General features: G+C 64.2%; 16 protein-coding genes. 6 read left to right on the top strand and 10 right to left on the bottom strand.

Annotated elements, in window-relative coordinates; translation table 11 throughout:
- The first annotated feature begins 19 nt into the window (after positions 1–19).
- Complete coding sequence (locus RBB31_RS13745; RefSeq protein WP_306129871.1) at positions 20–1,138, top strand: polysaccharide biosynthesis/export family protein; 1,119 nt, start codon at positions 20–22, stop codon at positions 1,136–1,138.
- On the opposite strand, the gene RBB31_RS13740 is transcribed toward RBB31_RS13745, so the two are convergent.
- The 3 genes from RBB31_RS13740 to gyrA all read right to left on the bottom strand — a co-directional run bounded on the left by RBB31_RS13740 (position 1,128) and on the right by gyrA (position 4,355).
- Positions 1,128–1,289 carry a DUF6614 family protein gene (locus tag RBB31_RS13740; RefSeq protein WP_306129870.1) on the bottom strand — a complete coding sequence of 54 codons (162 nt, stop codon included), beginning with the start codon at positions 1,287–1,289 and terminating at the stop codon, positions 1,128–1,130. The two genes, RBB31_RS13745 and RBB31_RS13740, sit on opposite strands and share 11 nt — an antisense overlap.
- Positions 1,228–1,362 (bottom strand): hypothetical protein, encoded by a 135-nt coding sequence (locus RBB31_RS20585; RefSeq protein ID WP_371931331.1) that lies wholly within the window; start codon positions 1,360–1,362, stop codon positions 1,228–1,230. The genes RBB31_RS13740 and RBB31_RS20585 overlap by 62 nt, the downstream gene beginning before the upstream one ends.
- A gap of 263 nt (positions 1,363–1,625) precedes the next feature.
- On the bottom strand, positions 1,626–4,355 hold the full coding sequence (gyrA, locus tag RBB31_RS13735) for a DNA gyrase subunit A (protein WP_306129971.1): 2,730 nt from the start codon (positions 4,353–4,355) through the stop codon (positions 1,626–1,628).
- Between the two features lie 232 nt (positions 4,356–4,587).
- On the opposite strand from gyrA, the gene RBB31_RS13730 reads away from it, so the two are divergent.
- The gene (locus RBB31_RS13730) at positions 4,588–4,869 is read left to right on the top strand and encodes an usg protein (RefSeq protein WP_306129869.1); all 282 of its coding nucleotides are present in this window, start codon (positions 4,588–4,590) and stop codon (positions 4,867–4,869) included.
- Positions 4,870–5,034: 165 nt separating this feature from the next.
- A complete protein-coding gene (locus tag RBB31_RS13725) occupies positions 5,035–5,496 on the top strand; it encodes a BrnA antitoxin family protein (protein WP_306129868.1) in 462 nt (153 codons plus the stop codon).
- A 36-nt stretch (positions 5,497–5,532) separates the two neighbouring features.
- Here RBB31_RS13725 and RBB31_RS13720 read toward each other — a convergent pair whose 3' ends face one another.
- From RBB31_RS13720 to hemB, 3 genes are all read right to left on the bottom strand, one after another.
- Entirely contained in the window at positions 5,533–5,988 is a 456-nt protein-coding gene (locus RBB31_RS13720) for a hypothetical protein (RefSeq protein WP_306129867.1), read from the bottom strand.
- Positions 5,989–6,078: 90 nt separating this feature from the next.
- Positions 6,079–6,639, bottom strand: a complete 561-nt coding sequence (locus RBB31_RS13715) for a YSC84-related protein (protein ID WP_306129866.1) — start codon at positions 6,637–6,639, stop codon at positions 6,079–6,081.
- 137 nt (positions 6,640–6,776) lie between these two features.
- Positions 6,777–7,775 (bottom strand): porphobilinogen synthase, encoded by a 999-nt coding sequence (hemB, locus tag RBB31_RS13710; protein ID WP_306129865.1) that lies wholly within the window; start codon positions 7,773–7,775, stop codon positions 6,777–6,779.
- A 140-nt stretch (positions 7,776–7,915) separates the two neighbouring features.
- Between hemB and RBB31_RS13705 the strand changes: the two genes are divergently transcribed.
- Together RBB31_RS13705 and mfd are read left to right on the top strand one after the other, a co-directional pair.
- Entirely contained in the window at positions 7,916–8,443 is a 528-nt protein-coding gene (locus RBB31_RS13705; RefSeq protein ID WP_306129970.1) for a component of SufBCD complex, read from the top strand.
- 10 nt (positions 8,444–8,453) lie between these two features.
- A complete protein-coding gene (gene mfd, locus RBB31_RS13700; protein ID WP_306129864.1) occupies positions 8,454–11,900 on the top strand; it encodes a transcription-repair coupling factor in 3,447 nt (1,148 codons plus the stop codon).
- Between the two features lie 11 nt (positions 11,901–11,911).
- Here the strand turns inward: mfd and RBB31_RS13695 are convergent, their stop codons facing one another.
- The 4 genes from RBB31_RS13695 to RBB31_RS13680 form a co-directional block, all read right to left on the bottom strand.
- On the bottom strand, positions 11,912–13,087 hold the full coding sequence (locus RBB31_RS13695) for a DUF2254 domain-containing protein (protein ID WP_306129863.1): 1,176 nt from the start codon (positions 13,085–13,087) through the stop codon (positions 11,912–11,914).
- 214 nt (positions 13,088–13,301) lie between these two features.
- Entirely contained in the window at positions 13,302–14,276 is a 975-nt protein-coding gene (locus RBB31_RS13690) for a quinone oxidoreductase (RefSeq protein ID WP_306129862.1), read from the bottom strand.
- A gap of 117 nt (positions 14,277–14,393) precedes the next feature.
- Positions 14,394–14,657 (bottom strand): hypothetical protein, encoded by a 264-nt coding sequence (locus tag RBB31_RS13685; protein WP_306129861.1) that lies wholly within the window; start codon positions 14,655–14,657, stop codon positions 14,394–14,396.
- Between the two features lie 6 nt (positions 14,658–14,663).
- Complete coding sequence (locus RBB31_RS13680) at positions 14,664–15,317, bottom strand: alpha/beta hydrolase (RefSeq protein ID WP_306129860.1); 654 nt, start codon at positions 15,315–15,317, stop codon at positions 14,664–14,666.
- Positions 15,318–15,499: 182 nt separating this feature from the next.
- Here RBB31_RS13680 and RBB31_RS13675 point away from each other — a divergent pair, with 182 nt between their 5' ends.
- A complete protein-coding gene (locus RBB31_RS13675; RefSeq protein WP_306129859.1) occupies positions 15,500–15,961 on the top strand; it encodes an Rrf2 family transcriptional regulator in 462 nt (153 codons plus the stop codon).
- Positions 15,962–16,019: the final 58 nt, after the last annotated feature.

Genomic DNA, 16,019 nt, shown 5'->3' with positions numbered 1-16,019 from the left:
CCGTGGGGGGACAGGTACATTGAAAAAGAATCTCCGGTTCGCTCTGATGGCCGTATGCGCGTTGGCACTGGCCGGCTGTGCTCTGCCGCGCGGGGCTGCCGTGCAATCGGAAGTTCTCAAGGAACAGAGGTCCGAGAATCCCTCGTTCCAACTGGTCGAGGTCACGCGCGCGCTGACGCCGTTGCTGGCCAAGTGGCCGCAAAGCGGCGCACACGGACATTATCACTGGTTCGGGGCCGATCACGGTCCTGATTCCTCGGCCATCCAGACCGGCGATACCGTCAACATCGTGGTCTGGGACAGCGAGGAGAACTCGCTTTTGACCGGGGTCGACGGTACCGCGGCCCAGATCCCGCCGCAGACCGTCTCGGCCACCGGGCGTGTGTTCCTGCCCTATGTCGGCGAGGTCTCGGTGCGCGGGCTCACTCCATCGGCCGCGCGGGTACGGCTGCAATCGCAGTTCGAACAGATCCAACCATCGGCGCAGGTCCAACTTTCGGTTACCCCGGGGCGCAACAATTCGGTCGACATGGTGGGGGGCGTCGGGACACCGGGTCGCTTGCCGCTCGAAAGCCGGAATACCAAGCTGCTCGGTGTAATCGCCCAGGCGGGAGGCGTGAATCCTGCGCTGCGCAACCCGCTGGTCCGCCTGCAACGCGGGGGGCGCACGTATGAAACGCGCGTGTCTTCAGTGCTCGAAAATGCCAACCGCAACATCCGCGTCGTCGGTGGCGACCAGATCGTCATCGTCGAGGATGAGCGCAGTTTCACTTCCCTGGGCGCAACCGGCGCTCAAAAGATCATCTACTTCGAAAAGGAACGCATGACCGTGATGGAGGCGCTCTCGGCGACCAGCGGCCTCAATGCCGGCTCGGCGAACCCCAAGGGCGTTCTGATCCTACGCGATTATCAGCCCAGGGATCTCAAGCCGGGCCTTGCCGGTCCGAACAAGCAGCAAGTCGTGTTCAGCTTCGACCTGACCTCGGCCGACGGCTTGTTCTCGGCGCGCCAATTCTACATGCAGCCCGACGACACGCTCTACGCCACCGAGTCGCCGATCAACTCGGCCCGCACAATTATCGGGCTCTTCGGTACGATCATCGGCGTCACCAGTTCGGTCAACAACGTCAGCAACTGATCAGCGGCCGGTTAACGATGGCCGGTCGCTCAGTACGTGCGGGATTAGGGAAGGCCTGGTAAAGCGCGAAATCCGCGCTGTCGATCATGTCATGCATCCGGGCATACAGCGTCTCTGCCTCGTGGCCAGGCCCCTTCATACCGGAACGCATGGTTCAGCTGCACCGAGTCGGTCACTTCTATCTGGAGCCAGAAGTCGCGATAGAGTTCCGACGCAAAGTTCAGCTTGCGGCACAGCAGCGATCACTGGCCCATCATGCACGCCGCCTGCAATTGGGCCGTTCAGTTTTCCCGCGCCAACGCGAACAGCCTCGCCTGAGCGTCTTTCTTGAGGCTTGCGCGTACCGTGACACCAAAATCTTACCAAATGGTTCTCACCCGCGTACGGTCGGGCAAGGGTAACGCCCCCGAAGATGTTTTCGACGTCGTTCTCCGATCATGTCGAGGCGCAGAAATCCGAGAACTTTCTTGACGGCATATCGGAAAGATCAGGTCGCCTCCTGATCCTCCGCCTTGTCCTCCACCGTCTCGGCGTCCAGCAACTCCTCTTCTCCGGTCTCGGCGATCCACGCCACGCTGACGACCTTTTCGCCCTTGCCGGTGTTGAACACCTTCACCCCGCCCGCGCTGCGCGACCGGAAAGAGATACCGTCGACCGGCACCCGGATCGACTGCCCGCGCGAGGTGGCCAGCATGATCTGATCCTCCAACTCGACAGGAAAGGACGCCACCAGCGCACCGCCGCGCATGGCCTTGTCCATCGCCTGCACGCCCATCCCGCCGCGACCGCGCACCGGGTAATCATGGCTTGAACTCAGCTTGCCGGCGCCCTGTTCGGTGATCGTCAGGATCAGGTTTTCCGCCGCTTGCATTTCCTCGAACCGTTCGGGGGGCAGGGGGGCGTCGGCGTTGCCCTCGTCCTCGCCCGTACCCTCGTCATCCGCGCCCGCCATCTGTCGACGCATCTTGAGATACGCGGCCCGCTCGTCCGGGCTGGCCTCGAAATGGCGGATGATCGACATCGAGACAAGCTGGTCGCCGTTTTGAAGCCTGATCCCCCGCACGCCGGTGGAATCGCGCCCCTTGAAGACGCGTACATCGGTGGTCCGGAACCGGATCGCCCGGCCCGAGTCGGTAACCAGCATCACGTCGTCGTCCTCGGAACAGATGCGCACGTTGACCAGCCGCGTGTCTTCGTCCGGCAGCTTCATCGCGATCTTGCCGTTCGATTTGACGTTGGTGAAGTCGCTCAACGCGTTGCGCCGCACGTCCCCGGCCGAGGTGGCAAAGAAGATCTGAAGGTTGTCCCACTCCTCCTCCGGCACATCGACCGGCATGATTGCCGCGATGCTGACACCCGTGGGAATGGGAAGGATATTGACGATCGCCTTGCCCTTCGATGTGCGTCCGCCCAAAGGCAGGCGCCAGGTCTTGAGCTTGTAGACCATCCCGTCGGTAGTGAAGAACAAAAGCTGGGTATGCGTGTTGGCCACGAACAGCGTGGTCACCACATCCTCTTCCTTGGTCTGCATGCCCGACAGACCCTTGCCGCCGCGCTTCTGCGCACGGAAATCGGCAAGTGCTGTGCGCTTGATATAGCCGCCGGATGTGACCGTCACGACCATGTCTTCGCGCTCGATCAGATCCTCGTCTTCCATGTCCCCGGACCAGTCGACGATCTCTGTTCGGCGGGGGACGGCAAATTGGTCCTTAACCTCCTGCAATTCATCAGAGATGATCTGCATGATGCGCTCGCGGCTGGCGAGGATGGCGAGATATTCCTTGATCTTGCCGGCCAGCTCCTGCAGCTCGTCCGTGACCTCTTTCACGCCCAGTTGCGTCAGGCGTTGCAGGCGCAGCTCCAGGATCGCGCGGGCCTGGGTTTCGGAAAGGTTGTAGGTGCCGTCGTCGTTGGCCTTGTGCGTGGGGTCGTCGATCAGCGCGATGTATTCAAGAATGTCGCCCGCGGGCCAGCGCCGGGTCATCAGCTTTTCGCGCGCCTCGGCGGCGTCGGCGGAGGCGCGGATGGTCGCCACGACCTCGTCGACGTTGCTGACCGCGACGGCCAGGCCGCACAGGACATGGCTGCGTTCGCGGGCCTTGCGCAGGTCATAGGCGGTGCGCCGCGCCACCACGTCCTCGCGGAACGAGATGAAGGCGCTGAGGAAGCCGTAGAGGGTCAACTGCTCGGGCCGTCCGCCGTTGAGCGCCAGCATGTTGCAGCCGAAATGGGTCTGCATCGGGGTAAAGCGGAACAGCTGGTTCAGCACCACCTCGGCGGTGGCGTCGCGCTTCAGCTCGACCACCACGCGCACGCCGTGCCGGTCGGATTCGTCCTGCACGTGGGTGATGCCCTCGATGCGTTTCTCGCGCACGGTCTCGGCGATCTTCTCGATCATCGCCGACTTGTTCACCTGATAGGGAATCTCTTCGATAATAATGGCATAGCGGTCTTTCCTGACCTCCTCGATCCGGGTCTTTGCCCGCACGATCACGCTGCCGCGCCCCTCGATATAGGCCTTGCGCGCGCCCGAGCGGCCCAGCATGATGCCGCCCGTGGGAAAATCCGGTCCGGGGATGTACTCGATCAGTTGTTCGGAACTCAGGTCGGGGTTTTCGATCAGGGCCAGCGTGGCGTCTATGACCTCGCCAAGGTTGTGCGGCGGGATGTTGGTAGCCATGCCGACGGCGATGCCGCCTGCGCCGTTGACCAGCATGTTGGGAAACCGCGCCGGAAGGACCGTGGGCTCGCTGTCCTTGCCGTCGTAGTTGTCCTGGAAGTCGACGGTTTCCTTTTCGATATCCGCCAGCAGCGCGCCCGCCGGCTTGTCCATGCGGACCTCGGTGTAGCGCATGGCGGCGGGGTTGTCGCCGTCCATCGAACCGAAGTTGCCTTGACCGTCAAGTAGCGGTAAAGACATGGAAAAATCCTGCGCCATGCGCACAAGCGCGTCGTAGATCGCGCTGTCGCCGTGGGGGTGGTATTTACCCATGACATCGCCCACCGGGCGGGCGGATTTGCGGTAGGCCTTGTCATGCGAGTTGCCGGATTCGTGCATGGCGTAAAGGATGCGCCGGTGCACAGGTTTCAGACCGTCGCGCAGATCGGGAATGGCGCGGCTGACGATCACCGACATGGCGTAGTCCAGATAGGACGTCTTCATCTCGTCGATGATCGAGACCGACGGACCGTCATAGGCAGGGCGCTCGGGCGGCATTTCGTCTTCGTTTTCAGGGGTTTCCGGCGTGTCGTTCACGTGCTGTCCCGTCCTGTCGCAATTGTTCTATATCTTGTTACGGAAACTATACCAGAGGCAGGATATGGGGTGCAATGCCTCGCGCCCCACACCTTTGGCAGCCAGCAGGGCAGGGTGATAACATACTGTTTTTATTGAAAACTAATAATTTCGTGCCACACTCTGAATCATAACAATAAAGAGTGGTGCCGACATGGAAAACACGACGGAGCTATCTGAAACCGAACTGATGCTGAAAGGCTATGGCCTGACGACCGCGGAATTCTACTATCACATGCCGGATTATGCGCATGTTATCAATACCTTCGTCTGGCAGGATTACGATATCGCGCCTGATCATCCCAAGCTTTTCAAGTTCATCGAGTTCTGGCAGGACGAGATCGAAGGGCCGCTGCATTCGGTGCAGTTCATCCACCGGAAAATGATCAGTCCCGGCGAGTGGCGGCAGGTCACGGGCGAGTTCTATTTGAACTGAGCACGGTCGGTTAACCGATCGGCGCAACGGGCCGAAATCGCGGGGGTGACACGCGTGCACCCCCCGTGCACCCGCCGTGCACCGCGCGGTGCCGGCAAACCGCGTTAACTTTCGGGCGGCAGGATGAGGGCGTTCCGACCGTCATCCGATCGAAAGGACGCCCCGATGCGCCGCAGGCCGCCCGAGCAGAAATCCCGCGCCGCGTTGATGGACGAACTGCGGCAATTGCAGGAATCGCTGACCGAGCATTGGCTGGACCGATCCCTGCCCGAGGAGTGGCAGGGGCTGGAAAGCCGCGAGCCGATCCCGCGCCCCAAGACGCGGGTCACCATCCGGCTGGACAGCGACATGGTGAAATGGTTCCGCCGGCTTGGCCCCGGCTATGGCGCACGCATGAACCGGGTGCTGCGGCTTTACTGGCTGGCCCTGATCGAGGGGCGGGTCTATGCGCATTGGGACGAGAATGGCGCCGGGCCGCAATTTGCGGAGTACCTGGACCGGCAGATGGAGATCCTGCAGGAACAGCGTGCCCGACGCATGGGCGAGGGCGCGGAGGACCGCGACGAGGAAGACGACGACAATCCCCTGGCCGGGATCAGGTTCGATTTCGGCGACGGCGCGGACTGACACGCCGCGCCAGCGCCGGGACCGCCTGCGCCCGGATCAGTAGGGCGGGCAGCTGGAAGGCGGCGGGGGCATGTCGGGCAGGGCGCAGCCGCAATGGGATTTCAGCAGGGTGAAGCGTTTGCTGCGCAAGCCCATGCGCTGGAGCTGGCGATGCACGTGGCCCAGCCGGGGGCGCGCGCCGGTCGAGAGTTCGCGGTCCATCACCATCCGGCCTTCGAAATGTTTCTGGAAGGCCGTGTCGCCGGCACCGTCCGGCAGATGGCCCAGGGCCACGGCCTGCCTCTTGCTGCAATCGACCAGCACGTAGGTGGGTTCATAGCCTTGAGCGTCGGGATCAATCTGCGAGAACAGGACGGTGCTGCCGTTGGCGTGTTCCAGCGTGGCACGTTGCCCGTTCGAGACCTCGCAGACCGGCATGGGCAGGACACAGGCGGCGGCATGGGCGGCAGAGCAGAGGGTGAAAAGGGCGGCAAGTGCGGCGGTACGGGACATCGGGGGACCTCATTGAAAAAGGGCGCGTGGAGGTCACGCGCCCTTGTATGTCGGATGACGTGCCCGAGGGGTTCAAACCCCACGGGTCCCTCAGGGAATGATGCGCGTATACTTGGTGCCTTCCAGCGACGCGCCCACCAGCGCGCCGGCCTGGCCGAAGATCACCGCAAGCACCGGGGTGCTGGCCGTGGTCGTGTCGGCGCGCAGGTTCTCGCCCTTGTCCGAGAACACGTATTCGATATCCGCGCCCGCGACCCAGCCCGACGCGCGGCGGAACCCGGCCAGCGAGTCCTGGGTCATGAAGAACAGCACGTGGGCGAATTGCTGCGCCCCGATCTGGAGCCCGACACTGCCCTTGGTGGCGGAATAGTAGTCGACCGTGGCACCACCCACGCGCAGGGCGCCGCGGCCGTAGCCGCCGCCGACGATGAAGCCGCCCTCGGTGATCAGGGGCATGACAAGCTGACCCACCGACTTGGCCGCGATGTCGCGGGTCTGGGGGTAGGTGGTGAAAAGGTAATTGAGCGTCGCGTTGACGCGGGCGTCGATCTTTTGCGAGCCTACGCTGCCCACCCCGTTGGCACATGCAGCCAGAAAGGGGGATGCGGCCAGGGCGCCGAGCGTGAAGCTTCGCCGGGAAAGGTTTTTCATGATACTGCCTGTTCGTTGCCTGATCCGTGGCCGGTCTTTTGATTTTGCCGGTCTATGGCCACACTATAGGGGGGAAGGCAAGCGGTGTCACCACAGTTTGTGGTGTCCGGACGGATAAGCGGGAAGTTGCGCGGGCCTCAGCCCTGCAACATCCGCGCCACGGCGGGGGCAAAATAGGTCAGGATGCCGTCGCAACCGGCCCGTTTGAAGGCCATCAGGCTTTCGACCATGGCGCGGTCGTGGTCGATCCAGCCGTTCTGCGCGGCGGCCTGGATCATCGCGTACTCGCCCGACACCTGGTAGGCGTAGGTGGGCGCGCCGAAGGCGTCCTTTACCCGGCGGCAGATGTCCAGATAGGGCATTCCGGGCTTGACCATGACCATGTCGGCGCCCTCGGTCAGGTCGCGGGCGACGCAGCGCAGCGCCTCGTCGGAATTGGCCGGGTCCATCTGGTAGGTCTTCTTGTCGCCCTTGAGCGCGCCCGACGCGCCGACCGCGTCGCGGAAGGGGCCGTAGAAGGCGGAGGCGTACTTGGCGGCGTAGCTGAGCAGGAGGGTGTTCTTGTGGCCTTCGGATTCCAATGCTGCGCGCAGGGCGCCGATGCGGCCGTCCATCATGTCCGAGGGGCCGATGATATCGACACCCGCCTCGGCCTGGCTGAGGGCCTGTTTCACCAGTGCCTCGATGGTCTCGTCGTTGAGGATCTCGCCGTCGACAACAAAGCCGTCATGGCCGGTGTCGGAATAGGGGTCGAGCGCCACGTCGGTCATGATCGCGATGTCGGGCACCGCGTCCTTGATCGCGCGGGTGGCACGGTTGGAAAGGTTGTCGGGGTTCCACGCCTCGGCGCAATCCGAGGTGCGGTTCTCGGCCGAGGTGAAGGGAAAGAGGCAGATCGCGGGGATGCCCAGGGCGTGCGCCTCGCGGGCGGCCTCGACCACGCGGTCGACGCTGCGGCGCATGACGCCGGGCATGGAGGGCACGGGTTCCTCGACGCCGTCGCCGTCGCGCACGAAGACCGGCCAGATGAGATCGGTCGGGGTCAGCGTGTTCTGCGCCACGAGCGCGCGGATCGCCGGGGTGGCGCGGGTGCGGCGCAGGCGCGTGACGGGGAAGGGACCTTGGGTGGGACGCATTCTTGCCATCCTATTTCTTGACCGCCCTCTGAGTGGCATGGAAATTCCGCCATCTCAAGGGTAGGAATTGGCGCAGAGCGGCGCTATGAGGTGCCCGGGTGGAGCGCGGGCAAGCGCAGGGGCAGTACGAGGCACGGGCATTGGACCTGATCGAGACCATCTTCGAACTGATCGACATGCGCAGCTTCAGCAACCTGTGGTTCTGGATCGTGCTGGCGGTGCTGTGGTCGTCGACCAGCCACTGGGTGCTGGGCGTGCCGTGGGACATGGTGCAGCGGGCCAGGAGGGGAGATGAGCAAGGTGTGGAGGACCTGCACGACATGGTGCGGATCAACTGCAACCGCATCCTGTACATCGCGCAGGAGACCGGGCTTTTGCTGGCCGGGTTCGGGTGCTTCGTGCTGACCACGCTGTGTCTTCTGGGGTTCGTCTATGGCAACGAGTTCAGCCAGGCGCTGTTCCTGCTGGGCTTTCCGATGACGCTGGTGGCGCTTCTGGCGACCTTTACGGCGCATCGCATCATCCGCGACGGGCTGACGGGCGAGGCGCTTTACAAGCGGATGCATCATCACCGGATCGTGACGCAGATGGTCGGCGTGCTGTCGATCCTGGTGACCGCGATGTGGGGCATGCTGGTCAACATGTCGACCGGCGTGCTGGGCATCTGAGGGGCTGCGCATGGCAGGTGGCACACGCATCGCGGTTGGTGGCGCGCCCGAGGGCTTTGACGCGCGGCTGATCCTGGACGAGGCCGCGCGCGCGGAGGGCCCCGTGATCCACGTCGCGCGCGACGACAAGCGGATGGCGGCGATGGAGGAGGCGCTGCGCTTTTTCGCGCCCGAGATGCCGGTGATCCGCTTTCCCGGCTGGGATTGCCTGCCATACGACCGGGTGTCGCCCAATGCCGACATTTCCGCCACGCGGATGGCGACGCTGGCCGGGCTGGTGCATGGCGGGCCGTCGCGGTTCATCCTGCTGACCACGCTGAATGCGGCCACGCAGCGGGTGCCCGCGCGCGACGTGCTGCGCGAGGCGGCGTTTTCGGCGCAGGTCGATTACCAGATCGACGAGGAGGCGCTGAAATCCTTCCTCGTGCGGATGGGCTTTACCCAGGCGCCCACGGTGATGGAGCCGGGCGATTATGCGGTGCGCGGGGGCATCATCGACATCTATCCGCCGGGCGAGAGCGGCCCGGTGCGGCTGGACCTCTTCGGCGATGTGCTGGACGGCGTGCGGCGGTTCGATCCGGCGACGCAGCGCACCACGGAAAAGCTGGACCGGATCGAGCTGGCGCCAGTCAGCGAGGTGATCCTGGACGATGCCGCGATCACGCGGTTCCGGCAGAATTACCGGATCGAGTTCGGCGCGGGGGGCAGTGATGACCCGCTTTACGAGGCGGTGAGCGCGGGGCGCAAGCAGGCCGGGATGGAGCATTGGCTGCCACTGTTTCACGAGCGGCTGGAGACGCTGTTCGACTATATCCCCGGCGCGCCGGTAAGCCTGGATGACCAGGTCGAGGCGGCGCGCGAGGCGCGGTGGGTGTCCATCGCCGATCAGTATGATGCCCGCAAGCACGCCATGACCCAGAAGGGCCGCGAGGACAGCGTCTACAAGCCCATCGCGCCGGATCTGCTGTATCTCGACAACGACGCCTGGAGCGCCGTCCTGGGCGACCGCCGCGTGCTGGCCCTGTCGCCGCTGCCACAGGCGCCGGGGCCGGGGGTGATCGATGCCGGCGGGCGGATCGGCCGCAACTTCGCCCCCGAGCGTCAGCAGGAAAAAATCAACCTTTTCAGTGTTCTGAAAGACCATATTGACGCGCGGATGGCCGAGGGGCCGGTGCTGGTGGCATCCTATTCCGAGGGTGCGCGGGAGCGGCTGGAAGGTCTGTTGGAGGATGAGGGCCTGCTGGGCGCGGTGACGGTGAAGAACGCCGGGGCCATCGGCAAGCGTGGGCTGCATCTGGCAGTCTGGGGACTGGAGCACGGGTTTACCGCGCCGGGCCTGACGGTGATCGCCGAGCAGGATATCCTGGGCGACCGACTGATCCGGTCCCCCAAGAAACGCCGGCGCGCCGAGAACTTTCTGACCGAGGCGCAAAGCCTGTCGCCCGGCGACCTGGTGGTGCATGTCGATCACGGGATCGGGCGCTACAAGGGGCTGGAAGTGGTGACGGCGGCGGGGGCGGCGCATGAATGCCTGCTGCTGGAATATGCCGAACAATCAAAACTTTACCTGCCGGTCGAGAACATCGAACTGCTAAGCCGCTATGGCCATGAAGAGGGCCTCTTGGACCGGCTGGGCGGCGGCGCGTGGCAAGCCAAGAAGGCCAAGCTGAAGGAACGCATCCGCGAGATGGCCGACCGCCTGATCCGGATCGCCGCCGAACGCGCCCTGCGCAAGGCCCCCGTGCTGGAGCCCGAGCACCACGCGTGGGAGGCGTTCTCGGCTCGGTTCCCGTATCAGGAAACCGACGACCAGCTGAGCGCCATCGAGGACGTGATGGCAGACCTTGAAAGCGGCACGCCGATGGACCGGCTGATCTGCGGCGATGTCGGCTTTGGCAAGACGGAGGTGGCGATGCGCGCGGCCTTCGTTGCGGCCATGTCCGGGATGCAGGTGGCGGTGATCGCGCCGACGACATTGCTGGCGCGGCAGCATTACCAGAGCTTTGCCGAGCGGTTTCGCGGCTTTCCGGTATCGGTGGCGCCCTTGTCGCGCTTCGTGCCCGCGAGCCAGGCTACCAGGACCCGCGCGGGGCTGGCCGATGGCACGGTGGATATCGTGGTGGGCACGCACGCATTGCTGGCCAAGAACATCCGGTTCAAGAACCTTGGCCTGCTGGTGATCGATGAGGAACAGCGGTTCGGCGTGACGCACAAGGAGCGGCTGAAATCCCTGCGCTCGGAAGTGCATGTGCTGACCCTTACGGCGACGCCGATCCCACGGACGCTGCAGCTGAGCCTCAGCGGCGTGCGGGATTTGAGCATCATCGGCACGCCGCCCATCGACCGGCTGTCGATCCGCACCTATGTCAGCGAGTTCGACACGGTGACGATCCGCGAGGCGCTGCTGCGCGAGCATTATCGGGGCGGGCAAAGCTTCTACGTGGTGCCGCGCATCAGCGATATTGCCGAGATCGAGGATTTCCTGCGCAGCCAGGTGCCCGAGGTCAGTTTCGTCGTGGCACATGGCCAGATGGCGGCCAAGGAGCTGGATGAGCGCATGAACGCGTTCTACGACGGCAAGTACGACGTGCTCTTGGCCACCACGATTGTCGAGTCGGGGCTGGATATTCCCACGGCCAACACGATGGTGGTGCACCGCGCCGACATGTTCGGGCTCTCGCAGCTTTACCAGATCCGGGGGCGCGTGGGGCGCGCGAAGACGCGGGCCTATGCGTATCTGACGACGAAACCCCGGATGCGGCTGACGCCTGCCGCCGAGAAGCGGTTGCGGGTGCTGGGCAGCCTGGATCAGCTGGGCGCGGGGTTCACGCTGGCGTCTCAGGATCTGGACATTCGCGGGGCGGGGAACCTCTTGGGCGAGGAACAGTCGGGCCAGATGCGCGACGTGGGGTACGAGTTGTACCAGTCGATGCTGGAAGAGGCGATTGCCAAGATCAAGTCGGGGCAGCTGGAAGGGCTGAGCGAGGCCGACGAGCAATGGGCGCCGCAGATCAACCTGGGCGTGCCGGTGTTGATCCCCGAGGACTATGTGCCCGACCTGGACGTGCGCCTGGGATTGTACCGTCGTCTCAGTGGCTTGACGACCAAAGTTGAACTGGAAGGCTTTGCCGCCGAGCTGATCGACCGGTTCGGCAAACTGCCGCGCGAGGTGAACACGCTGATGCTGGTGGTGCGGATCAAGGCGATGTGCAAGCGCGCCGGGATCGCGAAGCTGGATGGCGGGCCGCGCGGCGCGACGATCCAGTTTCACAACGACAAGTTCTCCAACCCGCAGGGGCTGGTGGAATTCATCAAGGATCAGAAGGGGCTGGCCAAGGTCAAGGACAACAAGATCGTGGTCAGGCGCAGCTGGAAATCCGACGCCGACAAGATCAAGGGGGCCTTTGCCATCGCCCGCGATCTGGCGGAGAAGGTGAAGGAAGGCAAGACGGGCTGAGCGCGCGGCGCTTACTCGGACCGCTCCAGTTCAGCGACCAGCTTGTGGTAGTGCGCCTTGGTCAGTTCGTCGGTGTCGGTATAGGGTTTCGAGGCCAGAAAACTGCGCCGGAAGAGCATGTCATACGTGATGCGCGGCCCGAGGGCGTGCTTGCCTGCACCGGTCTTGCCCAGCCCCTCGCCGTGGTGTTGCGCGGCGTCGAGGGCATTCTTCATCCAGTTGAGGCAGTTGATCGCGGTGAAGGGATCGTTGACGCCGGGGGAGAGAGCCCGCGCCAGAACCTCGACCAGTTCGTCGACCAGAAACAGCACGTTCTGATGCTCGGTCTTGCTGGTGCCGAGCGCGTAGCAGTCGCGCAATTCCGCGATGTCCTCATCCGACAGCGCCGCGCGTGACCAGACCGACATGACCGGGGTGAATGTGCTGACGAAATCGCCCGGCTGCTGGTCGATCCGCAGGGTCCGGTCGTCTCGGTCGGTCAGCTTTTCGACCTGCTGGTAGTTCAGCGTGCGGATATAGCCGGCGGCGTTCAGGGTGATGAGGTGGTCCGGGTCGCGGTCGGGGCAGGGGGCCTCGCCGCGCGGGTCCCGCGCGTCCTCGGCGTCGATGACTGCCTTGATCTCGGTCTCCAGTCGCAGGCCCAGCTCGGCGGTGATGTTGCTCACGTTGATCGTTTCGGGCACGTGATGCACGAAATAGATCATGGTGAAGACCGCGATCAGGCAGCCGAGCATCGCCAGCAGCATCGAGTATTGCGGCACGAAGGCCTCGATCCCGCCGCTCTCAGAGGGGTCCTGCACGGAGCGCAGGATCAGCAGGGCATAGACGAAGGTGGCGATCAGGATGCCGAGGCTGATCTGGTTGCCCCGGTTGCGCATGAAGTTCCCGATGAGGCGCGGGCCGTAGTTGCCGGCGGCAAAGGACACCGCGACCATCGTCATGGAAAACATGACCCCGGTGACCCCGATCACCGAGGTGGCGATGGTCGACAGCGTGCTGCGCGCGCCGTCGACCTGCGTGTCGATCAGGCTTTCGGGAAGCTGATAGGGCAGAATCTCGGCGTTGCGATCGAGCCATTCCGACGCATAGGCCAGAAGGATCGCGAACAACACCAAGTTTGCCGGAATGAACCAGTAGCTGGCGCGTATGTCCTGCGCCAGTTTGAGCAAGAGCGCCCGTTTGTTCATTCAGTTCTTTCCCAGAGTGCAGACCCCGGGACCTGCGTCAGGCGAGGCCGATGAAGGACAGGATGGCAACGACGATGACGATAAGGCCGACGATATAGATGATGTTGTTCATGGGTCTTCTACTCCGGTTTGCCGGGCGGGCACGATTGTCGTGCCCGCTGTGGCGTGCAGACCGTCAACTGCGCCGCGCCGGAAAAAGTTCCCGGGCAGGTGATCAAAGCGTCAGGATGGTCGACCCGGTGGTTTCGCGGGCTTCGAGCGCGCGGTGCGCCTCGGCGATATCCTCGAGCTTCCAGGTCTGGCCGATATTGACCTTCACGTCGCCTGACTGGACCTTGGAGAAGAGGTGCCTGGCCATCTCCTGGCAGCGTTCGTGATCGGCCAGGAACGTGAACAGCGTCGTGCGCGTGAGCTTCAGCGAGCCTTTCTGCGCCAGGGTCAGCAGGCTGACCGGCTCGACCGGGCCGGAGGCGTTGCCGAAGGACATCATCATGCCCAGGGGCTTCAGGCAGTCGAGCGAGCGGTCGAACGTGTCCTTGCCGACGCCGTCCATCACCGCGTCGACGCCCTTGTCGTCGGTCAGTTTCCTGACCTCGGTGACGAAATCCTCGGTCCGGTAGTTGATGCAGGCGGTGGCGCCGTTCTCGACCGCCATCTTGCATTTCTCGTCCGTCCCGGCGGTGCCGATCAGTCTGATCCCCTCGGACCGTGCCCACTGGCAGGCCAGAAGGCCCACGCCACCGGCGGCGGCGTGAAACAGCACCGTGTCGCCCTTTTGCAGCGGCCAGACCCGGTGAAAGAGATATTCCACCGTCATGCCCTGAAGCATGATCGAGGCGGCGTCCTCGAACGGGATGTCGTCGGGCAGGGGGCAGACCTGTGCTGCGGGCATGACGCGGGCCTCGCAATAGGCGCCGGGGGGCGTGGCGGCGTAGGCGGCGTGCTGACCCACCTGCAGATGCGTGACGCCGTCGCCCACGGCCTCGACGATGCCCGCGGCCTCCATCCCCAGGGCATGGGGCAACTCCAGCGGGTAAAGCCCGGTGCGCTGGTAGACGTCGATGAAGTTCAGCCCGCAGGCCACGTGGGCGATGCGCACCTCGCCGGGGCCCGGTTCTCCCACGTCGCGGTCGACGAGCTTGAGGTTGTCCGGCCCGCCGAACTCTTCGATGATGATGGTGCGTGCCATGTCTGGTCTCTCCCTGCTTTATGTCTTCCGACGTGGCCTTACCGGCCTGCGCCGCACGTGTCTTGACGGGCATCTGGCCCGGTCGGCCCGGAACGCCCGTGCGCATTGCAATCGCGGTCAGGTTTCCGGCGCGTCCTTGGCCGCGCCGTCGCCGGCCGATTGCTTTTCCTGAAACTTCTTGACCCTGTTCAGCAGATGCGCGCGCGCCGCCATGTTGGCGCGGCGCACCCGCATCGAGGTCAGGAAGGCTTCCTCGGCGGACTGGGACGTGGCGCCGAGGATGCCGACGATCTCGGAGATGACGGAATCGTCGCCCGAGGCGTCCACGTATTTGATGACCTTGAGCGCCAGTTCGTCGGCCAGATCCTCGGTCACGCCCATGGGCCGTTACCTCGTGGTCTCGGTCAGGCGGCGTTTGACGTAATCGGACACCGTGCCGATCATCGTCTCCATGTGCGGCTCCTCGAAGAAATGGCCCGAGCCTTCGATCTGTTCGTGGGTGATGGTGATGCCCTGCTGTTCATGCAACTTGGATACCAGCGCGTCGGTATCGGCGGGTGGCGCCACGCGGTCGGCGCTGCCGTTGATGATCAGGCCCGAGGACGGGCAGGGCGCCAAAAACGAGAAATCGTACATGTTGGCCGGCGGCGAGACCGAGACGAAGCCGGTGATCTCTGGACGGCGCATCAAGAGCTGCATCCCGATCCAGGCACCGAAGGAAAAGCCCGCGACCCAGCAATGTTTCGAGTTGGCGTTCATCGACTGCAGGTAATCCAGCGCCGAGGCGGCATCGGAAAGCTCGCCCACGCCCTGGTCATATTCGCCCTGGCTGCGGCCCACGCCGCGGAAATTGAAGCGCAGGACGGTGAAGCCCATCTTGTGGAACGCGTAGTGCAGGTTGTAGACCACCTTGTTGTTCATCGTGCCCCCGAACTGCGGATGCGGGTGCAGGATGATGGCAATCGGCGCGTCGCGCTCTCGTTGCGGGTGGTAGCGGCCTTCCAGGCGGCCCTCGGGGCCGGGAAAGATGACCTCGGGCATGCGTGTCCCCTTGCATTTCGGTGCGGCTCAATTCTTGACGGAATTGATCAAGCACCTTAGAACTATTCTAAACGACCGAATGGATTCTGCGGCTTCACGCGAGATAGGGGGTTGATCGGGCAAGGTCAATCATTTCCCCGCCAGCCAAGCCCCTGAATCGACCGCTATTCCGGGGGAGAGCGATGAAACTCAGCACCAAGGGACGTTATGCGATGGTGGCGCTCGTCGATATCGCGCTTCAGCAAAAGGACGGGCTGGTCACGCTCAGCGACATCTCGAACCGGCAGAGCATCTCGCTGCCCTACCTGGAACAGCTGTTCGTCAAGCTGCGCCGGGCCGAACTGGTGACGTCGGTGCGCGGCCCGGGCGGCGGCTACAAGCTGGCGCGACCGGCGTCCGAGATCCGGGCGGTGGATATCCTGGCCGCGGTGGACGAGACCATTGACGCGATGCACAAGGGGGCAGGGGCCTCGGGCGCCACCAGCGGGTCGCGGGCGCAGAGCATGACCAACCGGTTGTGGGAAGGGCTGAGCGCGCAGGTCTACGTGTTCCTGCACCAGACCCGGCTGAGCGACGTGGTGGGCAACTCGCTGGCGCCGTGCCCTGCCGTGCCGTCGCTTTTTGCCGTGGTGGACGAGGAATGAGGGCGCCTGCGGCGACAGGTCTTGCGCCGCCTGCGGCGCCGCGGGGGACGGGGGCGCT

It is taken from the genome of Roseovarius sp. MMSF_3350 (genome assembly GCF_030733425.1).
Lineage (GTDB): Bacteria > Pseudomonadota > Alphaproteobacteria > Rhodobacterales > Rhodobacteraceae > Roseovarius.
Note: the sequence above shows the minus strand (reverse complement) of the source record. Positions and strands in the feature narration are given on the sequence as shown.